At 44.8% G+C, this 23,582-nt stretch carries 26 protein-coding genes and 1 tRNA gene; 10 read left to right on the plus strand and 17 right to left on the minus strand.

The window, feature by feature from the left end; translation table 11 throughout:
• Positions 1-202: 202 nt before the first annotated feature.
• The 7 genes from RMO55_RS04550 to RMO55_RS04580 form a co-directional block, all read right to left on the minus strand.
• Positions 203-694: a hypothetical protein gene (locus RMO55_RS04550; protein WP_310424205.1), complete on the minus strand. Its 492-nt coding sequence runs from the start codon at positions 692-694 to the stop codon at positions 203-205.
• A 117-nt stretch (positions 695-811) separates the two neighbouring features.
• Positions 812-1,477: a sigma-70 family RNA polymerase sigma factor gene (locus tag RMO55_RS04555; protein ID WP_310424208.1), complete on the minus strand. Its 666-nt coding sequence runs from the start codon at positions 1,475-1,477 to the stop codon at positions 812-814.
• A 120-nt stretch (positions 1,478-1,597) separates the two neighbouring features.
• Positions 1,598-2,134, minus strand: a complete 537-nt coding sequence (locus RMO55_RS04560) for an FKBP-type peptidyl-prolyl cis-trans isomerase (RefSeq protein ID WP_310424211.1) — start codon at positions 2,132-2,134, stop codon at positions 1,598-1,600.
• Between the two features lie 131 nt (positions 2,135-2,265).
• Entirely contained in the window at positions 2,266-2,589 is a 324-nt protein-coding gene (locus tag RMO55_RS04565) for a phasin family protein (RefSeq protein ID WP_310424214.1), read from the minus strand.
• Positions 2,590-2,685: 96 nt separating this feature from the next.
• A complete protein-coding gene (locus RMO55_RS04570) occupies positions 2,686-3,051 on the minus strand; it encodes a hypothetical protein (RefSeq protein WP_310424217.1) in 366 nt (121 codons plus the stop codon).
• Positions 3,052-3,261: 210 nt separating this feature from the next.
• On the minus strand, positions 3,262-3,819 hold the full coding sequence (locus RMO55_RS04575; protein ID WP_310424220.1) for a rhomboid family intramembrane serine protease: 558 nt from the start codon (positions 3,817-3,819) through the stop codon (positions 3,262-3,264).
• A 120-nt stretch (positions 3,820-3,939) separates the two neighbouring features.
• Positions 3,940-4,416: a GNAT family N-acetyltransferase gene (locus RMO55_RS04580; protein ID WP_310424223.1), complete on the minus strand. Its 477-nt coding sequence runs from the start codon at positions 4,414-4,416 to the stop codon at positions 3,940-3,942.
• A 169-nt stretch (positions 4,417-4,585) separates the two neighbouring features.
• On the opposite strand from RMO55_RS04580, the gene RMO55_RS04585 reads away from it, so the two are divergent.
• Both RMO55_RS04585 and RMO55_RS04590 read left to right on the plus strand, forming a co-directional pair.
• Positions 4,586-4,834: an AMP-binding protein gene (locus RMO55_RS04585; protein WP_310424225.1), complete on the plus strand. Its 249-nt coding sequence runs from the start codon at positions 4,586-4,588 to the stop codon at positions 4,832-4,834.
• Between the two features lie 455 nt (positions 4,835-5,289).
• The gene (locus RMO55_RS04590) at positions 5,290-6,765 is read left to right on the plus strand and encodes a glycosyl hydrolase family 57 (RefSeq protein WP_310424228.1); all 1,476 of its coding nucleotides are present in this window, start codon (positions 5,290-5,292) and stop codon (positions 6,763-6,765) included.
• 158 nt (positions 6,766-6,923) lie between these two features.
• Here RMO55_RS04590 and RMO55_RS04595 read toward each other — a convergent pair whose 3' ends face one another.
• The 3 genes from RMO55_RS04595 to RMO55_RS04605 are packed head-to-tail and all read right to left on the minus strand — an operon-like array spanning position 6,924 to position 8,436.
• Complete coding sequence (locus RMO55_RS04595) at positions 6,924-7,319, minus strand: nuclease A inhibitor family protein (RefSeq protein ID WP_310424231.1); 396 nt, start codon at positions 7,317-7,319, stop codon at positions 6,924-6,926.
• Positions 7,320-7,348: 29 nt separating this feature from the next.
• Positions 7,349-8,134, minus strand: coding sequence for a hypothetical protein (locus RMO55_RS04600; RefSeq protein ID WP_310424234.1), 786 nt, complete (start codon positions 8,132-8,134; stop codon positions 7,349-7,351).
• Positions 8,131-8,436: a hypothetical protein gene (locus RMO55_RS04605; protein ID WP_310424238.1), complete on the minus strand. Its 306-nt coding sequence runs from the start codon at positions 8,434-8,436 to the stop codon at positions 8,131-8,133. The genes RMO55_RS04600 and RMO55_RS04605 overlap by 4 nt, the downstream gene beginning before the upstream one ends.
• 16 nt (positions 8,437-8,452) lie before the next feature.
• On the opposite strand from RMO55_RS04605, the gene RMO55_RS04610 reads away from it, so the two are divergent.
• Complete coding sequence (locus RMO55_RS04610) at positions 8,453-8,662, plus strand: Hfq-related RNA-binding protein (RefSeq protein WP_310424241.1); 210 nt, start codon at positions 8,453-8,455, stop codon at positions 8,660-8,662.
• Between the two features lie 219 nt (positions 8,663-8,881).
• Here RMO55_RS04610 and RMO55_RS04615 read toward each other — a convergent pair whose 3' ends face one another.
• Positions 8,882-10,927, minus strand: coding sequence for a cation:proton antiporter (locus tag RMO55_RS04615; protein WP_310424244.1), 2,046 nt, complete (start codon positions 10,925-10,927; stop codon positions 8,882-8,884).
• Between the two features lie 158 nt (positions 10,928-11,085).
• Between RMO55_RS04615 and RMO55_RS04620 the strand changes: the two genes are divergently transcribed.
• The 5 genes from RMO55_RS04620 to rpe all read left to right on the plus strand — a co-directional run bounded on the left by RMO55_RS04620 (position 11,086) and on the right by rpe (position 16,680).
• On the plus strand, positions 11,086-11,982 hold the full coding sequence (locus tag RMO55_RS04620; protein WP_310424247.1) for a M23 family metallopeptidase: 897 nt from the start codon (positions 11,086-11,088) through the stop codon (positions 11,980-11,982).
• 344 nt (positions 11,983-12,326) lie between these two features.
• Complete coding sequence (locus RMO55_RS04625) at positions 12,327-12,911, plus strand: late competence development ComFB family protein (RefSeq protein ID WP_310424343.1); 585 nt, start codon at positions 12,327-12,329, stop codon at positions 12,909-12,911.
• A gap of 17 nt (positions 12,912-12,928) precedes the next feature.
• Positions 12,929-13,714: an SAM-dependent methyltransferase gene (locus RMO55_RS04635; RefSeq protein WP_396134169.1), complete on the plus strand. Its 786-nt coding sequence runs from the start codon at positions 12,929-12,931 to the stop codon at positions 13,712-13,714.
• Positions 13,715-14,034: 320 nt separating this feature from the next.
• The gene (locus RMO55_RS04640) at positions 14,035-15,834 is read left to right on the plus strand and encodes a hypothetical protein (RefSeq protein ID WP_310424251.1); all 1,800 of its coding nucleotides are present in this window, start codon (positions 14,035-14,037) and stop codon (positions 15,832-15,834) included.
• 156 nt (positions 15,835-15,990) lie between these two features.
• The gene (rpe, locus tag RMO55_RS04645) at positions 15,991-16,680 is read left to right on the plus strand and encodes a ribulose-phosphate 3-epimerase (protein WP_310424254.1); all 690 of its coding nucleotides are present in this window, start codon (positions 15,991-15,993) and stop codon (positions 16,678-16,680) included.
• A 150-nt stretch (positions 16,681-16,830) separates the two neighbouring features.
• Here rpe and psbM read toward each other — a convergent pair whose 3' ends face one another.
• The 5 genes from psbM to RMO55_RS04670 form a co-directional block, all read right to left on the minus strand.
• Positions 16,831-16,947 (minus strand): photosystem II reaction center protein PsbM, encoded by a 117-nt coding sequence (psbM, locus tag RMO55_RS04650; RefSeq protein ID WP_310424257.1) that lies wholly within the window; start codon positions 16,945-16,947, stop codon positions 16,831-16,833.
• Between the two features lie 146 nt (positions 16,948-17,093).
• A tRNA-Leu gene (locus tag RMO55_RS04655) sits at positions 17,094-17,173 on the minus strand.
• Positions 17,152-18,030 carry a M48 family metallopeptidase gene (locus RMO55_RS04660; RefSeq protein ID WP_310424260.1) on the minus strand — a complete coding sequence of 293 codons (879 nt, stop codon included), beginning with the start codon at positions 18,028-18,030 and terminating at the stop codon, positions 17,152-17,154. Before RMO55_RS04660 ends, RMO55_RS04655 begins: the two co-directional genes overlap by 22 nt.
• An 89-nt stretch (positions 18,031-18,119) precedes the next feature.
• Positions 18,120-18,554 (minus strand): hypothetical protein, encoded by a 435-nt coding sequence (locus RMO55_RS04665; protein WP_310424263.1) that lies wholly within the window; start codon positions 18,552-18,554, stop codon positions 18,120-18,122.
• A gap of 117 nt (positions 18,555-18,671) precedes the next feature.
• Positions 18,672-19,028 (minus strand): iron-sulfur cluster assembly accessory protein, encoded by a 357-nt coding sequence (locus RMO55_RS04670; RefSeq protein WP_310424266.1) that lies wholly within the window; start codon positions 19,026-19,028, stop codon positions 18,672-18,674.
• A 218-nt stretch (positions 19,029-19,246) separates the two neighbouring features.
• Between RMO55_RS04670 and RMO55_RS04675 the strand changes: the two genes are divergently transcribed.
• A complete protein-coding gene (locus tag RMO55_RS04675; RefSeq protein ID WP_310424269.1) occupies positions 19,247-20,878 on the plus strand; it encodes a DUF6930 domain-containing protein in 1,632 nt (543 codons plus the stop codon).
• A gap of 120 nt (positions 20,879-20,998) precedes the next feature.
• Here the strand turns inward: RMO55_RS04675 and RMO55_RS04680 are convergent, their stop codons facing one another.
• A complete protein-coding gene (locus RMO55_RS04680; RefSeq protein WP_310424273.1) occupies positions 20,999-21,148 on the minus strand; it encodes a hypothetical protein in 150 nt (49 codons plus the stop codon).
• 32 nt (positions 21,149-21,180) lie between these two features.
• Here RMO55_RS04680 and RMO55_RS04685 point away from each other — a divergent pair, with 32 nt between their 5' ends.
• Complete coding sequence (locus tag RMO55_RS04685) at positions 21,181-23,535, plus strand: serine/threonine phosphatase (protein WP_310424275.1); 2,355 nt, start codon at positions 21,181-21,183, stop codon at positions 23,533-23,535.
• Positions 23,536-23,582: the final 47 nt, after the last annotated feature.

Raw genomic sequence — 23,582 nt, forward strand, 5'->3', positions numbered from 1 at the left:
TCAGTTTCTTCTGATGTAGACCGCCCTTTGACAATTTTCGGCTCCGCTCGTTACCCGCTTGGGGATTAATCCCCAGGCTAATAGCTCAAGTCTGTTAAAACAGACTGTGGACGAAATATTAAGGGTAGGGGCAATTCATGAATTGCCCCTACCCTTAATTGCCGTAATTGCACCAGAGCCGAAATCATTGCTGTCAACTTATTTAATCTGCGTTGACTTCTGGCGATGACATTGGTAACTCGATTAATTGTTCGCCCTTGGCAGGCATCGCCAAAATGGGATCGTTCAATGCCACCATTAATGGTGCGGGAGTATCGGCTTTATTAGCCGCAAATTGCAGTTGAGGACTATTCTCACCAAATAAACCACCTAAGCCAGCTACAGTGGCTACTAGCGTGGCTGCAATGGCACCACCGCCAATCCATGATAGTTTGCGATGGCGATCGATCTTATCGAATACACCCTTAGCCAAAGCTTCAGCAGATTGACTGCTAGGTATTGGCATCCGTGGAAATGCCACATGAATATTTTGCATCTGGCGATACTGGCGTTGAAATGCGGGGTCGGTGGCCAGCCATGCGTCCACTTGTTTCCGTTCGCTGACTGTTACCTCACCGTCAAGATAGGCACTGAGCAGCTCAAACCGTTCGTCTAAAACGGCACCAGATCGCTCCCCGTCGAAGTTGTCTGTCATGTTCCGATCCTCAATTCTCCTGTGTGTGTCCCAAGTTCAAATAATTTTTAATACTAGCCAGCAAAATGGAGCTAAATATAAATATATTGCTAATATTCCCAATTTGGGGGAATTTAGTTACGATTCAAAATAACCAGCCAACTGAGATTGTAATCCAGCTCTCGCTCTAGCAATCCGCGATTTTACCGTCCCGATCGATACGCCAGTGGCATCGGCAATCTCTTCGTAGGACAATCCTTCGATTTCGCGGAGAACGATTGTCGTCCGAAAAGCCGCTGGTAGATTGGCGATAGCAGATCTCAATTGGTCGTAGAATTCAACCGTACTCAGATGTTCAGAGGGATTGGGCGTATCTGAAGCAATATCCCACTCGATCGATCCATCTTCGAGATTAATTGGGGCATCTAAAGACAGTGGTGGAGCTACCCGCTTCCGTTTGCGCAATTCATCGTAAAACAGATTGGTAGCAATCCGACTTAACCAACCCCGAAATTTTTCGGGTTCGTTAAGACTCTTGATATTTTTGTATACCCGAATCCACACTTCTTGAGCTAGATCTGCCCGATCTTGCCAGTCTGGAGCCAAGTGATACAAAATCCGATCTACATGAGACTGATGCCGACGCATCAGCTCGGCTAAAGCTGCTCGATCTGAGCGCGACCCAGATTGAGCGAGCAAAATTAGTTCATTGTTCGGGAGTTTTTCTAGTTTATCTACTTGCACTCTGGTTCGAGGGAGGTTTTCCTCAAGCTGGGACCAAGATAGGGAAAGTGATTGACTCATGGTGATTAAGGTTGTTCGGTCATCCTATTTACCATGACAATCATTTATTCCGCGATGTTCCCAAATTTAGATTTGGGGATTTGGGGTTGTGAAACTTCCACAACCTCGCAGTCTCTGGCTCTATGCTTTAATTTTCAATAGTTCGACATCGAAAATTAGTGTGGCGTTGGGCGGAATCACACCACCGGCACCGCGAGCACCATAGCCTAGCTCGGCAGGAATAATTAGCTTCCGACGACCGCCAACCTTCATGGTGCTAAGTCCTTCATCCCAACCTTGGATTACTTGACCTTCACCAATTTGAAATTCAAAAGCTTGGTTGCGATCGCGAGAACTATCAAATTTCTTGCCACTCTCTAGCGTACCAGTATAGTGGACGGATACAGTTTGACCTTTTGCTGGAGTATCACCTGTTCCTTCGGCAATCTCAACGTATTTTAATCCCGAGGCAGTCGTAACTTCGGCAACTTGTTTTTCGGCGTTATCCATAGCGATTGAGTTTGATGGGCTAGGTGTGGATTGACTGACAGTAGCAACCGATTTAGGTTCGAGGATTGCTCCGGCCATTGCCTCTGGTTTTCCTGACATAAACTGAAAGGCTAGGACTAGAATACCGCATCCGAGCATCAATCCTAAACTGACTAAAATTTCTTTCATACTCAATTCGATTTAAACCACCTTCTGATTATAGTCATCAGTGCGGTTTGGGAGTGGGGGAGTGAGGGTGTTAGAGAGTTTATTGCATTTTTACTCCCATACTCCCCAACTCCCGTACTCCCATCCTCCTCTTACTTCCAAGATCTATTCTCCATCTCCCTGATCTGGCGTTCGAGTCGATCGATCCGCCCGCGCAATTCGTCCATTTCAGCCTGACGCGGTACGCCTAGATCCTGCATGGTGTTACGAATCGTTCGCTGCATCTGAAGTTCAAAGTTCGCCGGATCTAGCTTCATTTGCCCCATCAGGTCATCAACAAATGATTTGGCTTGGTCGGGATCGATTTTACCGTCTTTGACCCACTGTTCGCTGACTTCGCGGACTCGATCGGCAACTAATGAAGTCGTGCCGATGCCTAGCATTAAAATTTGTTGCAGCCAGTTGTTGTTATCCATAGCCTATATATCGAGCGGTATCCCTATTCTATGCGGGAGAACGAAGATCGATCGGGGAGATATCCGAATATTAATGAGGGGGGAGAGCATTAACAGTTATTTAAGCCAATAGGATGGTAATTGAAAAACTTGCCCACACCAGTCGGGTGAATGCATTCCCATCTCAAATTGGCTGACAGTATCCGGCCAAATCCACCGAATTTCATTAGCAATTTTTTGGTGTTTTTGGACTAAACGTTTATAAATAATCTGATTTTCACACAGAATTTCTAAACCCGTCACGATTGAGTTGGTTTCAACTTCCCGAAATAGTGCGCTATCTAGCAATGCACGGGTACTACTATTGAACTGATTATAAAAAAGTCGCAATCTGTCACCAAAAGTTTCCTCAGTATACAGACCGTCCGAATCTAAGGATCGGCAAAATAAATAATCTTCTTCTTCTGGTTCTAAAGAATGCATACAAAAGATTTAATGGTGATGCGAAAATATTTGGGTCGAAAGACATATTCTGTGAACTCAACTTAATTTTGGATGAATAGCGATCGGATTGAATCGGACTTTTGTACGAGATTTGACAGCTAAGTCAACGACTTTTATCTGAAAACTAAGCTTGAGGTAATATCTCCAAGATGGAAGTCAATCGTTGCTAGCACGAAGCAGCATTGCTTTTTAGCTGTCAATCGCAAATTTAGCGGCGAGAATGCCGCTCAAAAAACCAAACAGATGTCCTTCCCAGGAAATACCCGGTAAAGAGGGTAGAATGCCCCATAGAACACTGCCATAGGTACAACCAACAAATAAAGCAATTATGCCAGAACTAAGGCGACGATCGAAATAATAGCGGGCGAGTAGAAATCCCAGATAGCCAAAAATCACGCCACTCGCGCCAATATGTAGGGCACTAGCTCCAAATAGCCAAGTTCCCGAACCACCTACTAACATACAAATAAGTGACACAATTACAAAGTTTTTGATACTTTGAGCCATAATCAGCCAGCCCAGGGCGAGAAAGGGAAGTGTATTGGCAGTTAGGTGTGCAAAGCTTCCATGCAAGAATGGTGCGAATAAAATTCCGCGCAAACCGATCGAATTTCGGGGTAAGATCCCTAGAGTATCGAGTCCGTGCTGAAAAACGAATGTATCGAGGATCTCTAGACCCCACATGATGCCTACGAGCGTCGCTAGAATCAAAAGCTGGGTTCTAATTTCGCCAAACACTTCTTTCATTATTTTTGCCTAATGTTAACGGGCGATCGATCTCAACTACTGCATCTAGGTTAACAATTCCAGCTTAAATTTAGTGAATAGTGAATAGTGTCTCAGATCCTTTTAGCCTAAAGCCTAATCCTAGAGTTCTCGCATCATGGAGATCGATCGAGCTTGATAGCCTAATTGCTGATATAACTCGATCGCGGGTTGATTAGTCGTAAATACCTGTAAACCGATCTGAGTATATCCTTGAGCTTTTGCCCAAATTTCAGCATGTTCCATCAGTGCACGACCGATTCCTTGACGACGATAAGGGGGATCGACGCAGATCAGGAAAATATTAGGATGACGAATTCCCGTAATTTGGTCGATGGCGATACCGATCCATAGACAGGCGATCTTGATGGAGCAATTTCGATCGAGCGTAGTGACAAACCATAATGGAGTCTCAGAGCTAAAATATCGATCGACTGTAGACTGGAGATGCTGATAGTTCTGTTGCTGAGGATATAGTTCTTCATACGTAGTCTGCAGAAATTTCAACAGGGTAGTGACATCGAGTGCATTTCCTGTTGCTAACTGGTATTGCGTGAGATTGGGGAATAGATAAGTCACATGCAACGAGGTAATCGATCGGGGACAGTTGTAAATACTTGCAATATATTACAACAAGCAAGTATCGCCTTGATGTCCACATCTTGTACCAGTATCAAAATACTAGAGATCGGCGTAGATCTAAGGTCACCCTTACACAATTAACCGACAGGGGTGCCCCTAAGTTGCATTGAGGGTAGAAACGACTCATCTTAAACTGCGTCAACTAGGGATCGATCGAGGCGATCGAGTCGTGTTAATTTCACCTATTAATAGTCCAGAAACCGCAGTCCTCAGTTTAGCGATCGCGGCTAGTGCTACTTTGATTCCGCTCGATCCTCACCTAACTGATGGCGAACTAAAAACTCGATTAGAACAATTAAAGCCTAAAGTTATTATTAATTGTTTAAACCATTCATTACCAATATCGATCTATTAGGAATTCTGAAAGCAGGTGGTGCATATATCCCCTTAGATCCAGCCTATCCCCTAGAACGATTGGCGTTCATGGCGAACTACATATTGGTGGGGCTGGGTTGGCACGAGGTTATTTTGATCGACCTCAATTAACCACCGAAAAATTTATTCCCAATCCATCGAACTCGATCGCGAACATCACATTACTTGTAGTAAGCTGTTCCCTGGCGGTTTCGAGCTGCATTATGTTCCTGGTACCGATATTCTCGACTTTACCGCCTACAAAGAACCCCATGTTCGCATCTTTGCTGAAAAATTAAGAGCTTGTCTCGACGAGACCGAAAGCGGCGTTGCTGAATTGGCTGATGAAAAGAGGATTGCTATCGAAAGTTAAGTTTCCGACGGCTGGATACATAAGTGTAGAGGTAGTTTGATATTCTGAGTCGATCGTCAGATTCGGAGCTACTCAGAATTTTTATGCCATCCTCCACCTTCGAGTTAGCCAAAATCGGTACGGAAATTCCCAGCATCTGCGGACGGGAAGCCGAAATTAATGCCGCTGTCAACCATTCCGAATTAGTTTTTCTCCCGACTAGTAATCTGCGATTGACAGAGATGACAGCGGGGTTTGCGTGTGCGCTCCACATGCACCAACCGACGATTCCCGCTGGTGCGCAGGGCGAACTCATCGGACATCTACAATTCATGTTCGAGCATCAAGGCGAAGGCGATAATCATAATGCTGGTGTGTTCGCCTGGTGCTATTCTCGCATGGGTGAATTTATCCCCGATTTAGTCGCTCAGGGTTGCAATCCTCGGATCATGTTGGACTATTCGGGAAACCTGCTGTGGGGATTGCAGCAGATGGGGCGAAATGACGTGCTAGACCACCTGAAGAAGATTACCTGCGATCGACAGTATCAGCCCCATGTCGAGTGGCTGGGGACGATGTGGAGCCATGCTGTGGTACCTTCTACGCCGACTCCCGATATCAAGTTGCAAATTCAAGCATGGCAACATCATTTTGCCGCAATCTTCGGGATGGACGCACTCAAACGAGTCAAAGGTTTCTCACCACCAGAAATGCACCTCCCCAATCATCCCGATGTTTTGTATGAATATATCAAAGCTCTCAAAGAATGTGGTTATCGCTGGTTGATGGTGCAAGAACATTCTGTCGAACAGCTCGATGGTGGGAGCCTATCTCAAGACAATAAATATTTACCCAATCGTCTAGTCGCCCGCAATTCTCAAGGGGAAACAATTAGCATTACAGCATTAATTAAAACTCAAGGCTCGGATACAAAATTAGTCGCTCAGATGCAGCCTTATTATGAAGCCAAAAGTCGGGGCAAACAGCAACTAGGTGGGAAATCAATTCCTTGTTTAGTTACCCAAATTGCCGACGGTGAAAATGGCGGCGTAATGATGAATGAATTCCCTCGCGATTTCCCCCGACCTTGGCACGAAATCAAGGGTCAAACTAATGGTGTGGTCGGCTGCAATGGCACGGAATATTTAGAACTATTAGAAACCGTGGGGATAACTGACGCAGATTATCCAATCTGTCAGGGAGTTCAACAACACAAAATTTGGCAGTTAGTCAATCCCGAACAGACTGACACTAAATCAGTCGAAAATGCGATCGAGGCACTGAAAAAAACCGACTACAAATTCCATATGGATGGTGCATCTTGGACGGATAATCTCAGTTGGATACAGGGATATGATAATGTTTTGGCTCCAATGTACCAACTCAGCGCACTATTTCATCAGAAGTTCGACGCGCTCGTAGCCGCCGATCCAAATGTTACTAATCGATCGGATTATCAAGCAGCTTTGTTGTACAATTTGTTGGTGCAAACTAGTTGTTTTCGGTATTGGGGACAAGGTACTTGGACTGAGTACGCGCAGGAGTTATATCGGCGTGGATTAGCATTAGTTAATGGCTAATTAACATAATTTTGTGTTCTGCTCCGCTCCTTACCCACCTGGGGATTAATCCCTAGGCTAATAGCTCAAGTCTGTTTTAACAGACTACGGTTAATTGTGTAGGGGTACTCACAGATCTTGGCAATCATAGTATCTACATGTTGATGCAATATGTGAGTTTAAGTTTCGATCGATTGAGTTTTCAAACCGACCAGATCGCCATCGGGAGTTTTACCAATGATATAAATATCGATCTCGATTTCTCCAACCCGAAAAACTCGAACATCAGTTAAACTAGACTCGATCGCATCTAATAAGTCTGTATATCGATCGATCTGCACCAATTCGTCGGCTTCATACCAATCTTCAACTATCAGTACTGGTGCGAAAAAATCTGCTAAAGTAATAGACTCGATCTCTAAATTAGCATCGTCTAAATTGCTAAATAAGACAGCCGGAATTATTTCGACACCTCGTGCCCAAGTGACTATTTCAAAGGGGCAATCGGATTCACTCGACCATAATAGATCCACTGTGGCTTGTTTTAATCGATCGATAATTTCGGCTGTTGTCACGATTTAATAGGTATCGGGTATCGCAGTAGCTATGGTTTCTTTTTCTGCGGTTGCTCTACTTTAGGTAAAGGATTCTGGGGAAAATAGAGACTTAGTGTCGAAACATGCATTTTCAGCGGTTTCCAATGAGGATCGCTAGCCGCAGGCGTTACACCATCGCCAGACACAGCTCGATAATCTTTGGGAAACTGTTTAGCAGCGATTCGATCGGCATCAACACCAATACTCAGTCCAGTATACTGAGGTTGGATCGCAGGTGAAAGACCGATAACTTGATTGCCATAGTCCCAACCCAAACCAGTAATCTTAAACTCGCCTAAAATCTGACGTAATTTAGCTAAACTCGTCCCCATCCCGATTCCTGATGCAGTCTTGAACGTTGGATCGGCGATAATTACCTGAAGTGGTTGCAGTTGCTTGGCATCTTTCCATGCTACTGTCAAAGACCTATTTTTCCCCAGTGTGATTAGTGTACCAGGAAATACAACTAGTCCTTCCGCCCCATAGACCTTTTTTGATGTCAACCGCTGTTTGCCAAAGATTTTGACGAGATCGGCGTATGTGGTTTTTGGTGTAATTGCACCAACTCTTTTTCCTGGTACGATCGAGGTATCTAGTGCGGGAACTTTAGGTGAAGTCAGTTTTTGAGACTGAGGTAAGATTGGAGCTGGAGTTGTTGGCGTATTCGCCAATCCAATCTCTACGCCAACGGCATCGCCGCTCCCAGGGAGTACTGGATTCCAGCATAGACTACCAGTGATAATGGCAATCTTTGTCAGCCGACACACAAGCCTCGATCGATCTGAAAAAATCATAGGATATTTTTACTTTTTTGGGTAAATACGGCTGATTCACATCTGGCACCAGACTTCTCGGTTAACAATTGCTGACGATTGAAACCATGCTGCGGATATGCTCTGCGAGGACTAACTATTTCTGAGCTTAAACGAGAAGGATTGGGAACACACTCATAATTCCCTTGTTCCCTAATGTCATTAATAGTAAATATATCTTGTTGCAAGCTGTGAGTAAAACTATTGCGATTTGTGGGAATAATATTTATAGACGCTAAAATTTTTAGATCGTGCCCAGATCGACGATCGTAGGCACCAATCATCTACCCAAATGAGAATATGACCGAACTTGATGTTAATTTACCCAGTGTCCGACAAACTCAAGGATCGATCAAAGACAAAATCGAGGTGTCAATTAAATTATTGACTGGTGATGTCTTTGTTGGCAGAATTGTCTGGCAAGATCCCGAGTGCTTATTTTTCACTGATACGAACGAGCGAAAAACATTGATCTATCGTCAGTCGATCGCCTATATTCAGTATCAATGATCGGGCAAGAAAGCCCCCATTACCCTTTGAATTTCAACGCAGGTTAGAGATCGATTTAGACACAAAAATTTAGGTGATATAAGTTTATTATCCAACAATTAATCGGGGAGATCCTCTAAATCGAGGGTAGGGGCAATTCATGAAGTGGTATCTGCTAAGGCAGAGGATACCTTGCGCATGTGTTTCAGTCAAGACAAGACATTGCCCCTATCCTCGATTTCAATCGATAGCTGAATCTACCACGGGTATCGGTAGTACTGGAATGGCAATTTCGCCCTTGGTAAGCTGCTCGAACATTGCTTGTTCCTCAACGGAACCAATTACGAGACAACTATCACCGATTTGGAAGGTAGTACCCCCATTTGGATAATTAATCTGGGTACCATTTTCCCGTTGAATCGCGACGATCGTGGCTCCAGTCAAAGGACGAATGCTCGCACTAGCGATCGAATTGCCCAGCAGGGGTGATGTTAATAATAATCGATACCAGCGACGATTCATCCCCAAGGTAGCTGCTTGAATATTTTGGGACATTTCGCCGATCGCATCGGGGCGTAATTCCATATAGTGAGAATTGCGAACTGCTTTGACTTGGCGTTGAATCTGAATCGTGGGTAAGCCAATTTTTACCAGTAAATGGGATGCCATTTCCAGACTAGCTTCAAATTCCGGCTGGACGACTTCACTACCACCTAACTGGTAAAGTAATTCGATATCCTGATATTGATTCGCTCGCACGACAATCGCCAGATCGGGGGAAATTTCGAGGGCGTGTTTGAGACACAGGCGCGTGCTCATTGCGTCGGGTAAAGCAATTACCATCGCTCTGGCTCGATCGAGTCCCGCTCTAGTCAACACGGGGATACTCACCGCATTACCATAGATATAGGGAATTCCCCCATCGCGCAATTTCTGAATTGCCGATTCTGACTGATCTACAACTACCACCGGAATATTTTGTTCGGCGAGTAGTGTCGCCAAATTTTGCCCCGTGCGCCCATAACCGCAAATAACAATCGGGGGTTCGAGCGGCACATGTTCCGATACTTCCAGCGGCGGTTCGCCAGGTTGAAACCAGCGATTGAGTGCGGGGATAGTCTCAATCCAGTTAAATAAGCTAGGGATAAGTCTCAGGATAAATGGAGTGATAACTAAAGTCACCGCAGTAGTTCCCAACAGCAATAAATACACCCGTCGCGACACCAAACCCAGACTTCGCCCCTCACTGGCGAGTACAAACGAAAATTCCCCAATTTGCGCCAATCCCAACCCCGCAATCAGCGCAGTTTGCAATGGATAACCAAACAGCCTGACTAACGGCGTAATAATGATAAATTTGCCGATAAACACGATCGAGACTAAGCCCAGGATCAGATCCAGGTTGTTCCATAAAAACAACGGATCGATCAACATCCCGATCGCGGCGAAAAATAACGCCGCAAATACGTCTCTAATCGGCTCTACATAGGCTAAAGTCTGATCTGCATACTCGACTTCGGAAATCATTAAACCAGCAACGAATGCCCCCATTTCGATGGACAGCCCTAATTTCTGGGTGATTAACGCAATTCCCAGACATAGAGTCACAATTCCCAGCAGAAACAATTCCCGACTCTCAGTACTCGCCACCAGCCGCAATAACCGAGGAACGATCCAAATCCCCGTCAGCGTCGCACAAATGGCAAATAGACCGATTTTAATCGCTGCTTGAGCCACAGCTACGCCGATTTCCTCTACAGGTCGATCGAGCGCGGGTAACACTGCTAACATGAATCCCAACGCTAAATCCTGTACCACCAGAATCCCCAACATCACCTGTCCGTGAGACGTTGCGGTTTCATTAGACTCCATCAATGATTTCAACACCACTGCTGTCGAAGACAGCGACAGGATCGCGCCTAAAAATACCCCCTGTTGTGGAGTCGTCACCCAGCCTACACTCACAGAAATTAAGGTTGTGACTAAAATGGTCAGGAGAATTTGCAATCCACCACCACCCAAACTGATTTTCTGCACCTTCTTGAGTTCGGAAAATGAGAATTCCACTCCCAAGGCAAATAACAAAAAAGCTGCACCAAACTGTGCTAGGGTTTCGACTTGGATCAATTCTTTAATTAATCCCAGTCCCGCCGGGCCGACAATCATGCCCCCGACGATATAACCAAGTAATGGAGGCTGTCTGGCTAATCCCGCAATAATCCCCCCAGCGGCCGCCGCCGCGAGGATAGATACTAAATCTACAATCAGCCGAAAATCTTCTAACACTAGATTTTTATGATTATGAGAATTTTTTAAATTAACTTAATGTAAGTTAACTTCTAGGATACCGAGTTTTTTTGCTCTATGGGAACAGTGAAGCAGTTACTTGATACTTAATACTTGAGCGATATCGCAGTCGTAACCATAACTCCCCACTCCCATTTATGAAATCAGTCTCAAAACTAGTCTTATTTCGCAATTGGCAATATACCCTATTGGGTGCAATTGCCATGACGATCGTGTTATGGTCGGCGGTGCAAGTGCCTGGATTAGCATTAGGAGCTAAATTCATGCCCGCAAATCCCAAATTGGGCGAGACACTGGTGGTAAATATTACGGCATCTCCAGGTAAAACCACACCACCAATAGTTAAAGTTGGTAGCAAAACTTATCCAGCCTTTGAAATGGGTGCAAATCTGTTTCGGGCAATGATTCCCACTACTCCACTCGAAAAACCAGGCGATCGAGAGGTGACGATTTCTGACAATACTGATACCACTAAACTTAAAATCCCTGTAGCCGATCGTAAATTTAGGATTCAACACATCAATTTTTCCCCAGGAAAATCTGGAATTGAGGCGACAGAACTAGAACTCAAGCAAGTAGCCGCTTTTAAAGCCACTATCAGCAACGATAAACTGTGGGATGGCAAATTCATCGCCCCCAATCAGGGGCGAACCAGTTCTCCTTATGGTGTCCGTCGCACTTATAATGGCGCACTGGCGACAGATTATTACCATCGCGGATTAGACTATGCAGGCGGTTATGGTTCTGCCGTTGTAGCTCCGGCTGGTGGTAAAGTCTTATTAGTTGGCTACGAGAAAAAAGGTTTCCGCGTTCACGGTAATGTCGTCGGAGTAGATCACGGACAAGGGCTGGTAAGTATTTTTATGCACCTGAGTAAAATTACCGTTGAAGAGGGACAAATGCTCGCGTCTGGAGATCGCCTCGGCTCGATTGGTAATACTGGATCTTCGACAGGCCCTCATCTACACTGGGGTCTATATGTCAATGGTGTCTCTGTCGATCCCGTCCAATGGCGATCGAGTTCGATCGATTAAGTTGGTGGACAGTGAATAGTAGATAGTGTAAAGATCGTGCAGTAAGAGTAAAAGCAAGACCCCACACCCCCACACCCCTACCGCCCAACTCCCCAACTCCCCAACTCCCCCTGTTCCTCTTGACTGATTCTGAGGGAATAATATGAGTAAATGGTGGTTCGTAAACGTTAGCTTTGGGTTGAGGTTTAAGTTCCGATCCCAGAAAGCACGCTCGATCGGGTGATATAGTGAAGCACTTCATTAGCGGAGCCTCGCCTTTGGCGATACTGCTCGCGTCTGCTTCGCTCAGTACCAGCAGGGCATCGCTTACGACTTACGACTTACTACTTACGACTTAATTAATGATGAATATACAAGCGATCGTCGAACATGCGTTAGAAGAAGGCTATCTTACTCCAGCGATGGAAGCAGAGGTAGGGCGAATTTGTGATAGTGCTGCCGAATTATCAGTAGAAGAGTACATGGCACTCGATCGTTTGATGGGGGCATTATTGGCTGGAGAAATAGTCACAGTTCCGCGCAAACAATTTATTAATGTGATGGAAGAATTGGTAATTACCGAAACCATCAATCAGATTACCGCGATTTCTCAAGGGGAAGGCTGCGCCAACGAAGTTGATACTGATATGCAACTAGATGTTGGTGATATCGCTGCCTATGCACTCAATCGCCTGCCCCCCCTCTATGCTACGACAGAAGAAGGTGCCAGCTATCAAAGACAACGCGCTCAGAAAGAACTTCAGAATTTAATTACCCAACAAGTTGAATCGGCAATTGCCCAAAATCTCGATCGTCCCAAATTCTTCCCCGAACGATTACCGATTGCCAAACCAACTGAAGCAGAAGTTGTCACCCACATTAGCACGCTGCTAGAATCTTACGCGCCGCAATTTGAAGCCCAAAATCATCCGGTCGGAGCTACTAATTAGAGGCGATTACAGGTTTAATGAAATGTCCCAATTGTCAGTCTACCAGGATTCGGAAGCATGGTTTTTATCGAAATAAACAACGGTACCAATGCAAGGATTGTGCCCGTCAATTTGTTGAAAACCATCAGCCGAATCTAACTCAGCAGACTAGTACCGGAGTAGAAGATAAAATCGATCGATATATCACATCGATATCTACTCCCTCTAATGATTTACTGTTGAATTTGCAGCGAGCTACCATCGATTATTCTCTCTCCCAAATGCAGCCTACCTTGGCACAGGCAGAAGCGATCGCTCTGCTGATGCGCTCGATGGGGGCTAGTCGAGTCTTAGAGCTGGGTATTTTTAGTAGTTACTCAACTCTATCGATGGCTCTGGCATTACCGCCACAGGGTCAATTAATTAGCTCTGGGGTAGCAGGGAAACATCTCAATATATCTCGCGATTACTGGCAACAAAGTGGAGTAGCCACGCAAATCGATTTCCAGGTTGGGAGTGGGTTGGAATTACTCGATCGATTATTAGCTACCACTCCAGTCGCATATTTCGATTTAATTACGATCGCTGGTCTCAAACATCAATATCCACTGTACTATCATCGCGCGATCGAGTTATTGCGTCCCCAGGGATTATTAGTCACAACTGATGTTTTGTGGCAAGGACGAGTTTTAAATCCCGATATTTATGACGATCCATTTACAACGGCAATCGATTTATTCAATCGTGAATTAGCCGCAGATCCACGTGTTAAAGTCTCTGTTTTTCCGCTCGGTGATGGGATATCGATCGCGATTAAACTCTAGTTCGATAATTGACGATCGATCTTTGACAATCACCACTCCCTGGAAGAAAGAGAATGAAAATATCAGCGAATCGAATCGAGCTGCTATACCTTGCACAGTCACAATCTGAATCTCCATCGTAGGGTGTGTTGGGCGATAGCCACGAGCTTACCAACTACTAGCTTTGGCAAAAACGCAATCTACACTGTGAAAAGTATAGCTGCGATGTTTTTTTGGAACAATTGAGTTAGAAAGTCCGATCGACTGGGCATACTAGAGTTATAGATCCTTTCAGTCCATTTCTAGTGTTAACTCTCGTTGAGTAGATCGTACAGATTTTTATGAACCTTACAACAAATGAGTCTTGCTCTCAAGTATTTTCCGATAATCTAGATCTTTCGATCGAAGCTAATCTGAGTGCCAATCAGAGTATTCTGGCACTAAATCTGGATACTTGCTCGTCTCAAGAAACTGATAAGGGGACGATCTTCCAGCGGAGAGTTTTCACCCATGAAATTGACAAGATGTCTAAATATTTACTAAAACCGTCTTCGATCGTCAGCTTAGGACTAGCGGTGCCAACTGTGCTAGCTCCCAACATAGCTCGATCGCAATCCACAAAAAAGGAGGAGCACGATCTCCCAACTGAGTCAACTGCAACTGCTGCTAATCAGCAAATCCAGAAAGCACTGACTGCTAATCAAAATCATACAAGCAATCCCACCCCATCGCCATCAGCAAATTCGACAACTATCGGTACCGCACAATACACATTTGTGATATCTACCCCCGTACTAATTGGGGTTGGAGTTGTGATCGGTGGTTTAGCTTTATTTCCCATATTATCTTTATTGTTAAGTTCCAAAAAAGTTGGCGAGCTTCGTAAAAGTGATTTATTATCAAAATTTGTCCAGCGATTTCAGAAGCCTCAAATATTAGAAAGCGACAAATTCTTACATCGCCGTACTTTTGAAAAGCTCGCACAGATTACCAATCAAGCTGAAAATCTGAATGCAGATAAATTTGGCAATACTGAATTCCTCACCTTTTTCAGAATCAAAAGTCATATTGCACTATCGCTCGATGCATATGCAAACCTAGATGAAACAATCGAACTACTTAGGGTTGCGATCGATGCTCAGAATAGTTTTGCTCGGATTGACAGTACCGAATCTAGATATTGTAGTGGCGGACAACAAAAACTATATAAATTTGTTAATTCACTCTTAACTCAAGAACTAGATTCAGCAGCATTTAAGGAACTAGTAAATCAAAAGCTTGAGGAAGTATTACCACTCCTAAAAACTGAAGAGGGTAAAGTAGCTGTAAAATCTTATGCAGTCGAAATGGGCAAGGTGTCTGAGCATCCATTAGGATTGAAGCTCGTATTACTATTCAAAAAATATCAACTTGATGATTTCTCGACCTTACGAAGTGTTTCTAATACGATTAACCTGCTACAATCGGAAGATTTGTTGAATCTTGATGCATTAATGGTGCTGGTAATGGTGAAGTATGATGTTTTTGAAAAGCTAGGCCCAATCATTGGCATTGAAGAGCAATACAATCGACCAGAAACTTACAGTAAAATGCTGCAATATATTGGTTTAAAATCTCGGCATGAAACTGCTTATCAAAAGTTCCAGGATTTTTTGTTGCTACTCAAACAGTGGGAAATTCAATATAAAACGATCCTTAATGTCCGACAGAAATATACAGAGAAGGACTACCAACTTCCCAAAGAATTTAGTGCTGAGGTACCAGGATTTGCACTGTACCAAAAATACAAAGACAGCTTCCACCTGATAACCGCAGTAACACCACCAACTGTCGCCACCAAACAAGTAGCAACGCCAGCACCAGAGTTTCCGATCCTCGTCAAGGAAGTAGCAACGCCAGCACCAGAACTTCCCGTTCTCGTTAAGGAAGCAGAAACTTCAGCACCAGAGCTTCCCGTTCTCGTTAAGGAAGCAGCAACGCCAGCACCAGAGCTTCCCGTTCTCGTTAAGGAAGCAGAAACAACAGCACCAGAGCTTCCCGTTCTCGTCAAGGAAGCAGAAACAACAGCACCAGAGCTTCCTGTTCTCGTCAAAGAAGCAGAAGCTTCAGAACTAGAACTGCCGATTTTGACTAGTGTATAAACCACCCACCACCTTTCTTGCCCTATATTAACGTCATAGTTATGGTGGGGCTTCCAGCTTTGCCAACAGTCATGTCTGACAAGACCGAAGCCTGTTAAAATTAAAAAAATTGTTAAAATTTTACCGAACCGTAAATTTAGGAGAACTATAGTAACTATGAGCCAAAAATCCCTGGTAATTGCCCCTTCCATCCTCTCAGCCGATTTTGGTCGGTTAGGTGAAGAAATTCGGGCTGTGGATGCTGCTGGTGCTGACTGGATTCACGTTGACGTAATGGATGGACGGTTCGTACCAAATATTACTATCGGTCCCCTGATTGTTGAAGCTGTTCGTCCCCATACCAAAAAGCCTTTGGATGTCCACTTAATGATTGTGGAACCAGAAAAATATGTGGCTGATTTTGCCAAGGCTGGTGCAGATATTATCTCCGTTCATGCCGAGCACAATGCATCTCCCCACCTCCACCGCACTTTGGGACAAATTAAGGAATTGGGCAAACAAGCGGGTGTGGTACTCAATCCTGGTACTCCGCTAGAATTAATCGAGCATGTATTAGAATTGTGCGATTTAATCCTAATTATGAGTGTCAACCCAGGTTTTGGCGGCCAAAGTTTTATTCCTGGGATGGTACCTAAAATTGTCAAGTTGCGCCAAATGTGTGACGAGCGCGGTTTAGATCCCTGGATTGAAGTTGATGGCGGTCTCAAAGGTAATAATAGTTGGCAAGTCATCGAAGCTGGTGCTAATGCAATCGTGGCAGGCTCGGCAGTATTTAACGCTCCTGACTACGCTGAAGCAATTAAAAGCGTTCGCAATAGCAAACGTCCTGAATTAGTTACAGTTTAGCCGATCTTCTAAACTTGGCGTTGCCAACGCACCGCCCACACTAACGATGCGATCCATCATCGCGAACGCATCCTACGAGAGCTGAACAAAAAAGACTGCTAGAGATTAAATCTTCAGCAGTCTTTTTGGCTCTAATTGAGATTCAAGTCTCTATGAATCGGTGCCAGTACCGCGAGCACTGGTTTGGATATAGAGAATGATTAAGAAAATCGAAGGTACGAGGATAAATAACAGGCTGGCAACAAAACCTAAATCGTTAGTTTGCATTATAGTAATTCCTATAAAGTATTTCGATCGACATATAGACTAGAATATCATTTTCATTGGTTGTATACCCAAAATTGCCTAAATCTAAAAAACAACACCCAAGTCTACACGAGACTCAGGTGTTGCTTTTTGGTAATTTATGGCTATGGGCAGCGTCGGACTCGAACCGACACGCTTTCGCGGATGATTTTGAGTCAACTGCGTCTACCAATTCCGCCAGCCGCCCTTATTTATAGCTTGCTTATCATAGCGCATAGTGGGGTTATTTAGCAAGGACTGATAATTATCAGTTTGCGCCCAGCGGTCGATCTCCTTTGCCCGCAATACAGGCACGGGATGACTGAGTTGTTCGGTTTGGCTAGATGTTAGCATTTTGCCAAAATCGGTGTTGCCAATCTCCTCATAAGCCCGAGCCTGAGATAGAAAAGCATCGACATTGAGTAATGGTGCAAGCAGCGGGGAACCACCAGAAAGTTTCATCAAGACAGAAATTACGGTTTTGGGATCTTGACTGACCAGTAGAGCGGCTCTGTCACAACTAAACTCGGCACACCGCAACCATTGAAGCATCTGAGCCTGGAGGTTTTGGGCGATCGAGTTACCGATACCAGGAACTAAGCCTCCTGTCGCTAGTACAATTAAATTTGCGAGGGTTAGATAGACTCCATGTTCGCATTTGAGATGCCCCAATTCATGGGCGATGACTGCTTGAAGTTCTTCAGGGGTGAGTAAATCTACCAGTGAGGTATGGACGACGATAAATGGTTTTTTACCCCGTACTGCCATCGTATAGGCATTGGGAGCGGGGTGTTGTTTGAGATAGAGTTGTGGGACTTCTAAATCGAGAATCTGACAAGCTTCGACTAATAAACGATGGATTTGGGGAAGTTGCTGTTCGCCGATGAGTACACTGGCTGAAATATTATTTAAGTATAAAAAGTCTTCGGTTATCCCACCTAACAAGTTGCGAACCAACAGGTCTAAGCCTGGGAGTCGCTTGAGACTAGTTGTAGCTTTTAAGTCTAAGGGATGCCGAAATCGATCGGCTTGTAAACCGACTAATTGAGTTTTTGTGGTTAACATTTTTAGAAGTTATGAATTATGAGTTATGAATTACGAATGCAAATATAAGCTGCATAATTCATAATTCCGATCGATTGAAAAGTGAAAGCCTAGTCTTCAAATATCAATTTCTCGATCCGTTTGAGACTTGCCCAGTCAGGTTTACGAGCGAAGCCATCCTTGAAATTTGCGACTACTTGTTCGTGGACTTCAGGAGCAGCTTCAACGAGGCTTTTCGCCATTTCAATATGTTCGCGAACGCCAGATTGTTTGATTTCTAACATCCCTGCGGCGAGGTTGATCCGCGTTTGGGCATCAAATGGATCGATTTTCATCGATTTTTGAGCGGCTTTAATCGCTAGTTGTGGTTTGTTTTCGAGTAAATACAACCAGGCTAGGCACGTCCAAGCACTGTCCAGTTTTGGCGATCGATTACAAATATCTACGAAAATAGGGATTAGTTTAGCAGGGCTTTCTCCAGCTTGATAATCTTTAATTGCATTGTCAAATAATTCAGCGGGAGTGAGAGTTGTTGTTTCAGTCATGGGATAGGTTTTAGGTTTTAGGTTTTAGGTTTTAGGTTTCGGGTTTTAGGTTTTGAGTTTTAGTGGGTTAAACTATTTCGCCCTCTCATTCTCTAACACCTAATACCCAATACCTTCCTAAACTGCGAAAGATTTACCACAGCCACAACTTTGGGCGGCGTTGGGGTTGGTGAATTGGAAACCACCACCGATCATCGCATCGCTGTAGTCGAGAACGAGACCGTACACGTATAACATGCTTTTGCGATCGCAAACTAGTTTAAAGCCACCATAGTCGCAGATTTCATCATCTGCGCGGATTTGACTGGGATCTTCAAAATCCATCACATAGGACATGCCCGAACAACCACCTTGACGTACGCCAACGCGCAAGCAGAGATCTTTGCCTTGTTTTTCGCGTAACGCTAGCACATGGGCGAGGGCGTTATCGGTCATTTGGATGCTGGGCTTGGTAGGGGTAATTACTTCAGTCATGGTTGGGATAAACTCCTAATGAACGATCGCAAATTTATAAGATCCAAACAAATTCAAACCTGATTCTATGTTAACTGTCGATCGCGTCGCTGGGGTGAGAAAGGGGTATTCCCAGCTCGATCTGATAAAATCAGAGTCAAGGGTGTTGTAATCTACAATAAAAATATACATTCCATCTATCATCTCAATTAAGTTCGATTCTCAGGTGCAATTTGATTATGACGGCGATTAGTCCTTCCACTCAACGACGACTCCAACAACTTCCTCAAATTCCCAGCGTATGGGAGGGAGACAGAAGGCATATGGTTCAGTTGGGGGAAGAATCGGAGCTAGAAGATCGCGAACGGCGAGAATTAATTGTTTGGGTGGATGGGGTAGAAGGGGTGGTACGATCGATGGAAGTCGTCAATTCGACGATGGGCACAGAAGCGATCGTCAGGGCATTAATCAAGGCGATGGAAGCACCCCAACCGCCATCTCATCCCGCTCGTCCCCAGAAAATTATCGTTCGAGATCGGCAATTGCAATTTTACCTTAGGGGGGTGCTCCAGGACTTAGAAATAGTCATCGATTACGTCCCAGAATTGCCGATTGTCGATGAATTATTCCATCGCTTTGCAGATATGGCGGTGGCGAATACACCTAAATTGCCACGTAAGTATCTAGATCTGCTCAAGGCAACAGCGAGAGAAATTTGGGAGTTGGCTCCGTGGTCGATGTTAGCCGATTATGAGGCGATCTCGATCGAGTTAAATCGGTGGGATATCAATAAGTTTTATATCTCAGTGATGGGGATGTTGGGGATGGAGTATGGAGTATTACTCTATCGGTCGGTCGAATCCCTGCGACGGTTTCGGGCGATGGCTCTCGATCGAGATGAAAGCATGGAGATGGAATCAGCTTTCCTCTCTCAAGATTGTATTTTCTTGACATTCGATGCGGTGACAGAGCCGTTCTCGGGGAGAATTACGCCAAGTCTGGATCGGGATCTCGGTACCCTATCAGCAAAAGCGGTCGAGCCGAACTTCGGAAACATTCATCCAATGGAGGGTATGCGCCCCTTCTTGTACGAGGAAGAAGCGATCGCAACTCAAGTAGCATTAGCCGCGCTCAAGGGGTTTATTACGGCGTTTCGGAAGCAATTACAAGCAGACGATCTACCGAGTCTGACAAAACGCATTAAAGTCACGCTCCCCGATACCAATTCGATCGAGCAAATCGCAGTAGAGACACTGCCCGAACTATCCCAAGAATTGCTGAAAATGCATCTGGCAATGGGCGAGGATAACGATGATGAATTCGATCCGTTAGCCATCCAACTGCGGGAAGACTTGATTCCCGATAATTCATTTATCAGTTTGGGTGTCATGCCCTGGGATCGAGTCGAAATAATTCGCCAAGCACCGATCTATCATCAATCGAGTAAAGTCAAGCCAGTTGGGGATGGATTACCAATTATTCTGATCCAGACTACCCGCCCCAAAGCTACTGAAATTATCGAGCGGATTCAACAAGCGGGGGGACTACAGGGAATTGGCTTCAATCCTGGCGAAGATCCAGACGAGGGGGGTAGTTACGACTTGGGGATTCTCCAGTTAGCCGATGGGGAAATGCAACTATTTGGTGAATTCTATAATGACAGTACAGTACATATTGAGGCCAAGAAAAAGTGGCACCAGCGGAGCCAGAAAACTAAAGGTTATTGTGGATTAATCGTGGCAACGGGGTTGACGGGAAAAGCCCGTGGAAATCCTGGAATCAAGGAAACCATCGGCTTTCTAGAAACGAGATTTTTATCCGATGAAGAGTTAGGATTGGGAATGTTAGAACTAATGCCTCATTTTGAGTAGCTCCTCAATGTGGATTTGAGTCGATCGAATGGGAAGTATAGATATTAGAACATTTATTTATTTGTTAATTCATCAATCCGAGACTGACACATGGCAAACTAGGTTTAAGCTTGGTAAATTTTAGTCTTGCAGCGATCCTCTGTTAGAGAGGCGATGCCCACAGGCAGCGGTTTTGGTGTTGTTATGATATAAAGATTCTGAAGATTTAACTTGTAATCGCCTAGCACCTTCGATCGAGACACCCCCAACTGTCAGGCTATTCGTTATCATACCCATTTGCGCTCTGTTGTCATCTACTTTGTATGCTTACCTGCCCCAACTGTCAATCGGTAAATCCACAACATCACAATTTTTGTCAGGGTTGTGGTCGATCGCTGAAACACCATATCTGTAAAAGTTGTGGTAGTGAAGTAGAATTTGATGCCCAGAATTGTCCGCAGTGCGAAACAATCAGCGGTAGTTACTGGTGGGCGATTATCGAACCGACAGTAGCTGAGAAAACTGCCGATCTAAATTCGATCTCAGCCTCAGTGATGAGCGCGAATGAGCTAGAGTTACTAAAGCTAGATCGTCAAACACCGACCAATAGCGATCGGGAAAAGTCACAGAGATCGACAGGACTCAATTCCAGTATGAGTGGCAATCTCCAACTGGAACTAGAGACCGATCTGTGGGATTTAATCGATCTAGTACCAACTCCATCAGTTGCGACGGTACTAGACAACTTCTTCTCTTTAGCAGAGCCGCTCTTGAGTCAAATCGCTACTAGTGATGATTTAGAAACTAGTCCTTGGGATCTGTCACAACCATTAGAACCAGTTCCCCTCTATGGTGAATCACAAGACTTCCGATCTTTAACACCGATCGATGACAACGAGTTGGCGCAGAGGAATTATGATGAAGCTACAAATAACCAGCCCCTAGTCGCGACGATTTATCTCGATCCTCAAGATCGCTATAAATTACTCGATCCTGTAGTCATCCAGCTATTGAAACCAAGTGACTCCAGCCAAATTAGGGTAATCGATCGTCAACCTTTCTGTAATACCCGCTTGGAGATATTGATGGAGCAACAACCTGTCATCTTAGATAGTAATACTGCCGATTCCGTACCGCTCGGCATTGGCACCACCGCTACAGAGGAAATGCCCCCAGCGGATCGGCATCGACAATGGCAATTTTGGAATAGTCATGGTATTCCCAAAGTATCTCAGGCATACATCGCCCTCCAAGTAAGTTTACCAGGAACGATTCCCACCATTCACGATAGTTGGAGCGATGATGGTAAAACAGTAACAATCGTTGAGGATCGTAGTCACTGGACGCAATTGCTCGATCGCTGGAACGATCCCCAAATTCCCTCTTCACAAGTAATTTACTGGCTAGACTACACACTCAAATTGTGGGTAGCACTCGAACCGTGGCAAATGCGCCAAAGCTTATTGGAAGTTGCCAATTTGCTCCTAGATGAAGATGCGAGGATCTGCTTTCAACGGCTGTATCCAGAACCTGTAGATCGCCAGCTCCAGCTTACCGATTTGGCTCAGATGTGGAAAAGCTTGTTCGATCGATCCCATCGCCCAGAGGTAATGCCAATTCAAACCGCAACTCCGCTGTCCAACGTTGCAATTAGCAGTAGCGAGACTGAATCAGATCGATCGTATTCATCATCTCTAGCTAACCTGTTGCAATCGATGCATATTGGCGAAGTAGTACGAGTAGAAGAAGTAAGATCCAAACTTCAGCAAATTGCTTACGAACTAGAACCGAAACAACTCAGTGCGCCCCTGCCATCCGCCAGCTCCAACGAGCTAAGCATTGCTCACGATGCGCCAACGATGGCATTGGAGCGGAAGTTAATCGACTTACAAGAGGCTGCGGCTACTCATGTCGGTAGAAAACGCGAACATAACGAAGACTGCTTTGGGATTGTCAGCCGGATCGATCGTCAAGAGAGTCCCAAAGGTGCAAGTGTCTCCGCACGGGGTTTATATATTCTTTGCGATGGAATGGGGGGACATGCTGGTGGCGAAATAGCCAGTTCGATGACAGTAGATTCATTGCGAGATTATTTTGCGACTAGATGGGGTGACACACTCCCAGACGAGCAAACGATTCGGGAGGGGATCGTTGCGGCTAATGAAGAGGTATTCCAAATCAATCAAAAAAATTCGGCACATGGTAGTAATAGAATGGGTACTACTCTCGTGTTGGTGCTGATTCAGGATCGAGATATTGCCATCGCTCACGTTGGGGACTCGCGCTGTTATGGGATTACACCAACTCAGGGTTTGATCCAAATTACCCTCGATCATGAGGTCGGACAACAACAAATTTTACGTGGAGTCGATCCCGATATTGCTTACGGTCGCCCCGATTCTTATCAGTTAACTCAGGCAATCGGGCCGCGCGATCGCAATTATATCGCGCCTGAGATTAGATTTTTTGAATTACAAGAAGATACGCTGATCGTGCTGGCTTCTGATGGCTTAACTGACAATCAACTGTTGGAAAATTATTGGCTTACTAATGTGGCTCCACTACTCGCTCCCAATTCTAATCTCCAGAATGGGGTCGATCGATTAATTGATTTTGCCAACGAATATAACGGTCATGACAATATTACTGCGCTGGTAGTCAGAGCTAAGTTAGGGTAAAAGGGGAAAGGGGAAAGGGGAAAGGGAATATTCCCCCAGTCCCTCTT

It is taken from the genome of Chamaesiphon sp. VAR_48_metabat_135_sub (assembly GCF_031418915.1).
GTDB lineage: Bacteria > Cyanobacteriota > Cyanobacteriia > Cyanobacteriales > Chamaesiphonaceae > Chamaesiphon.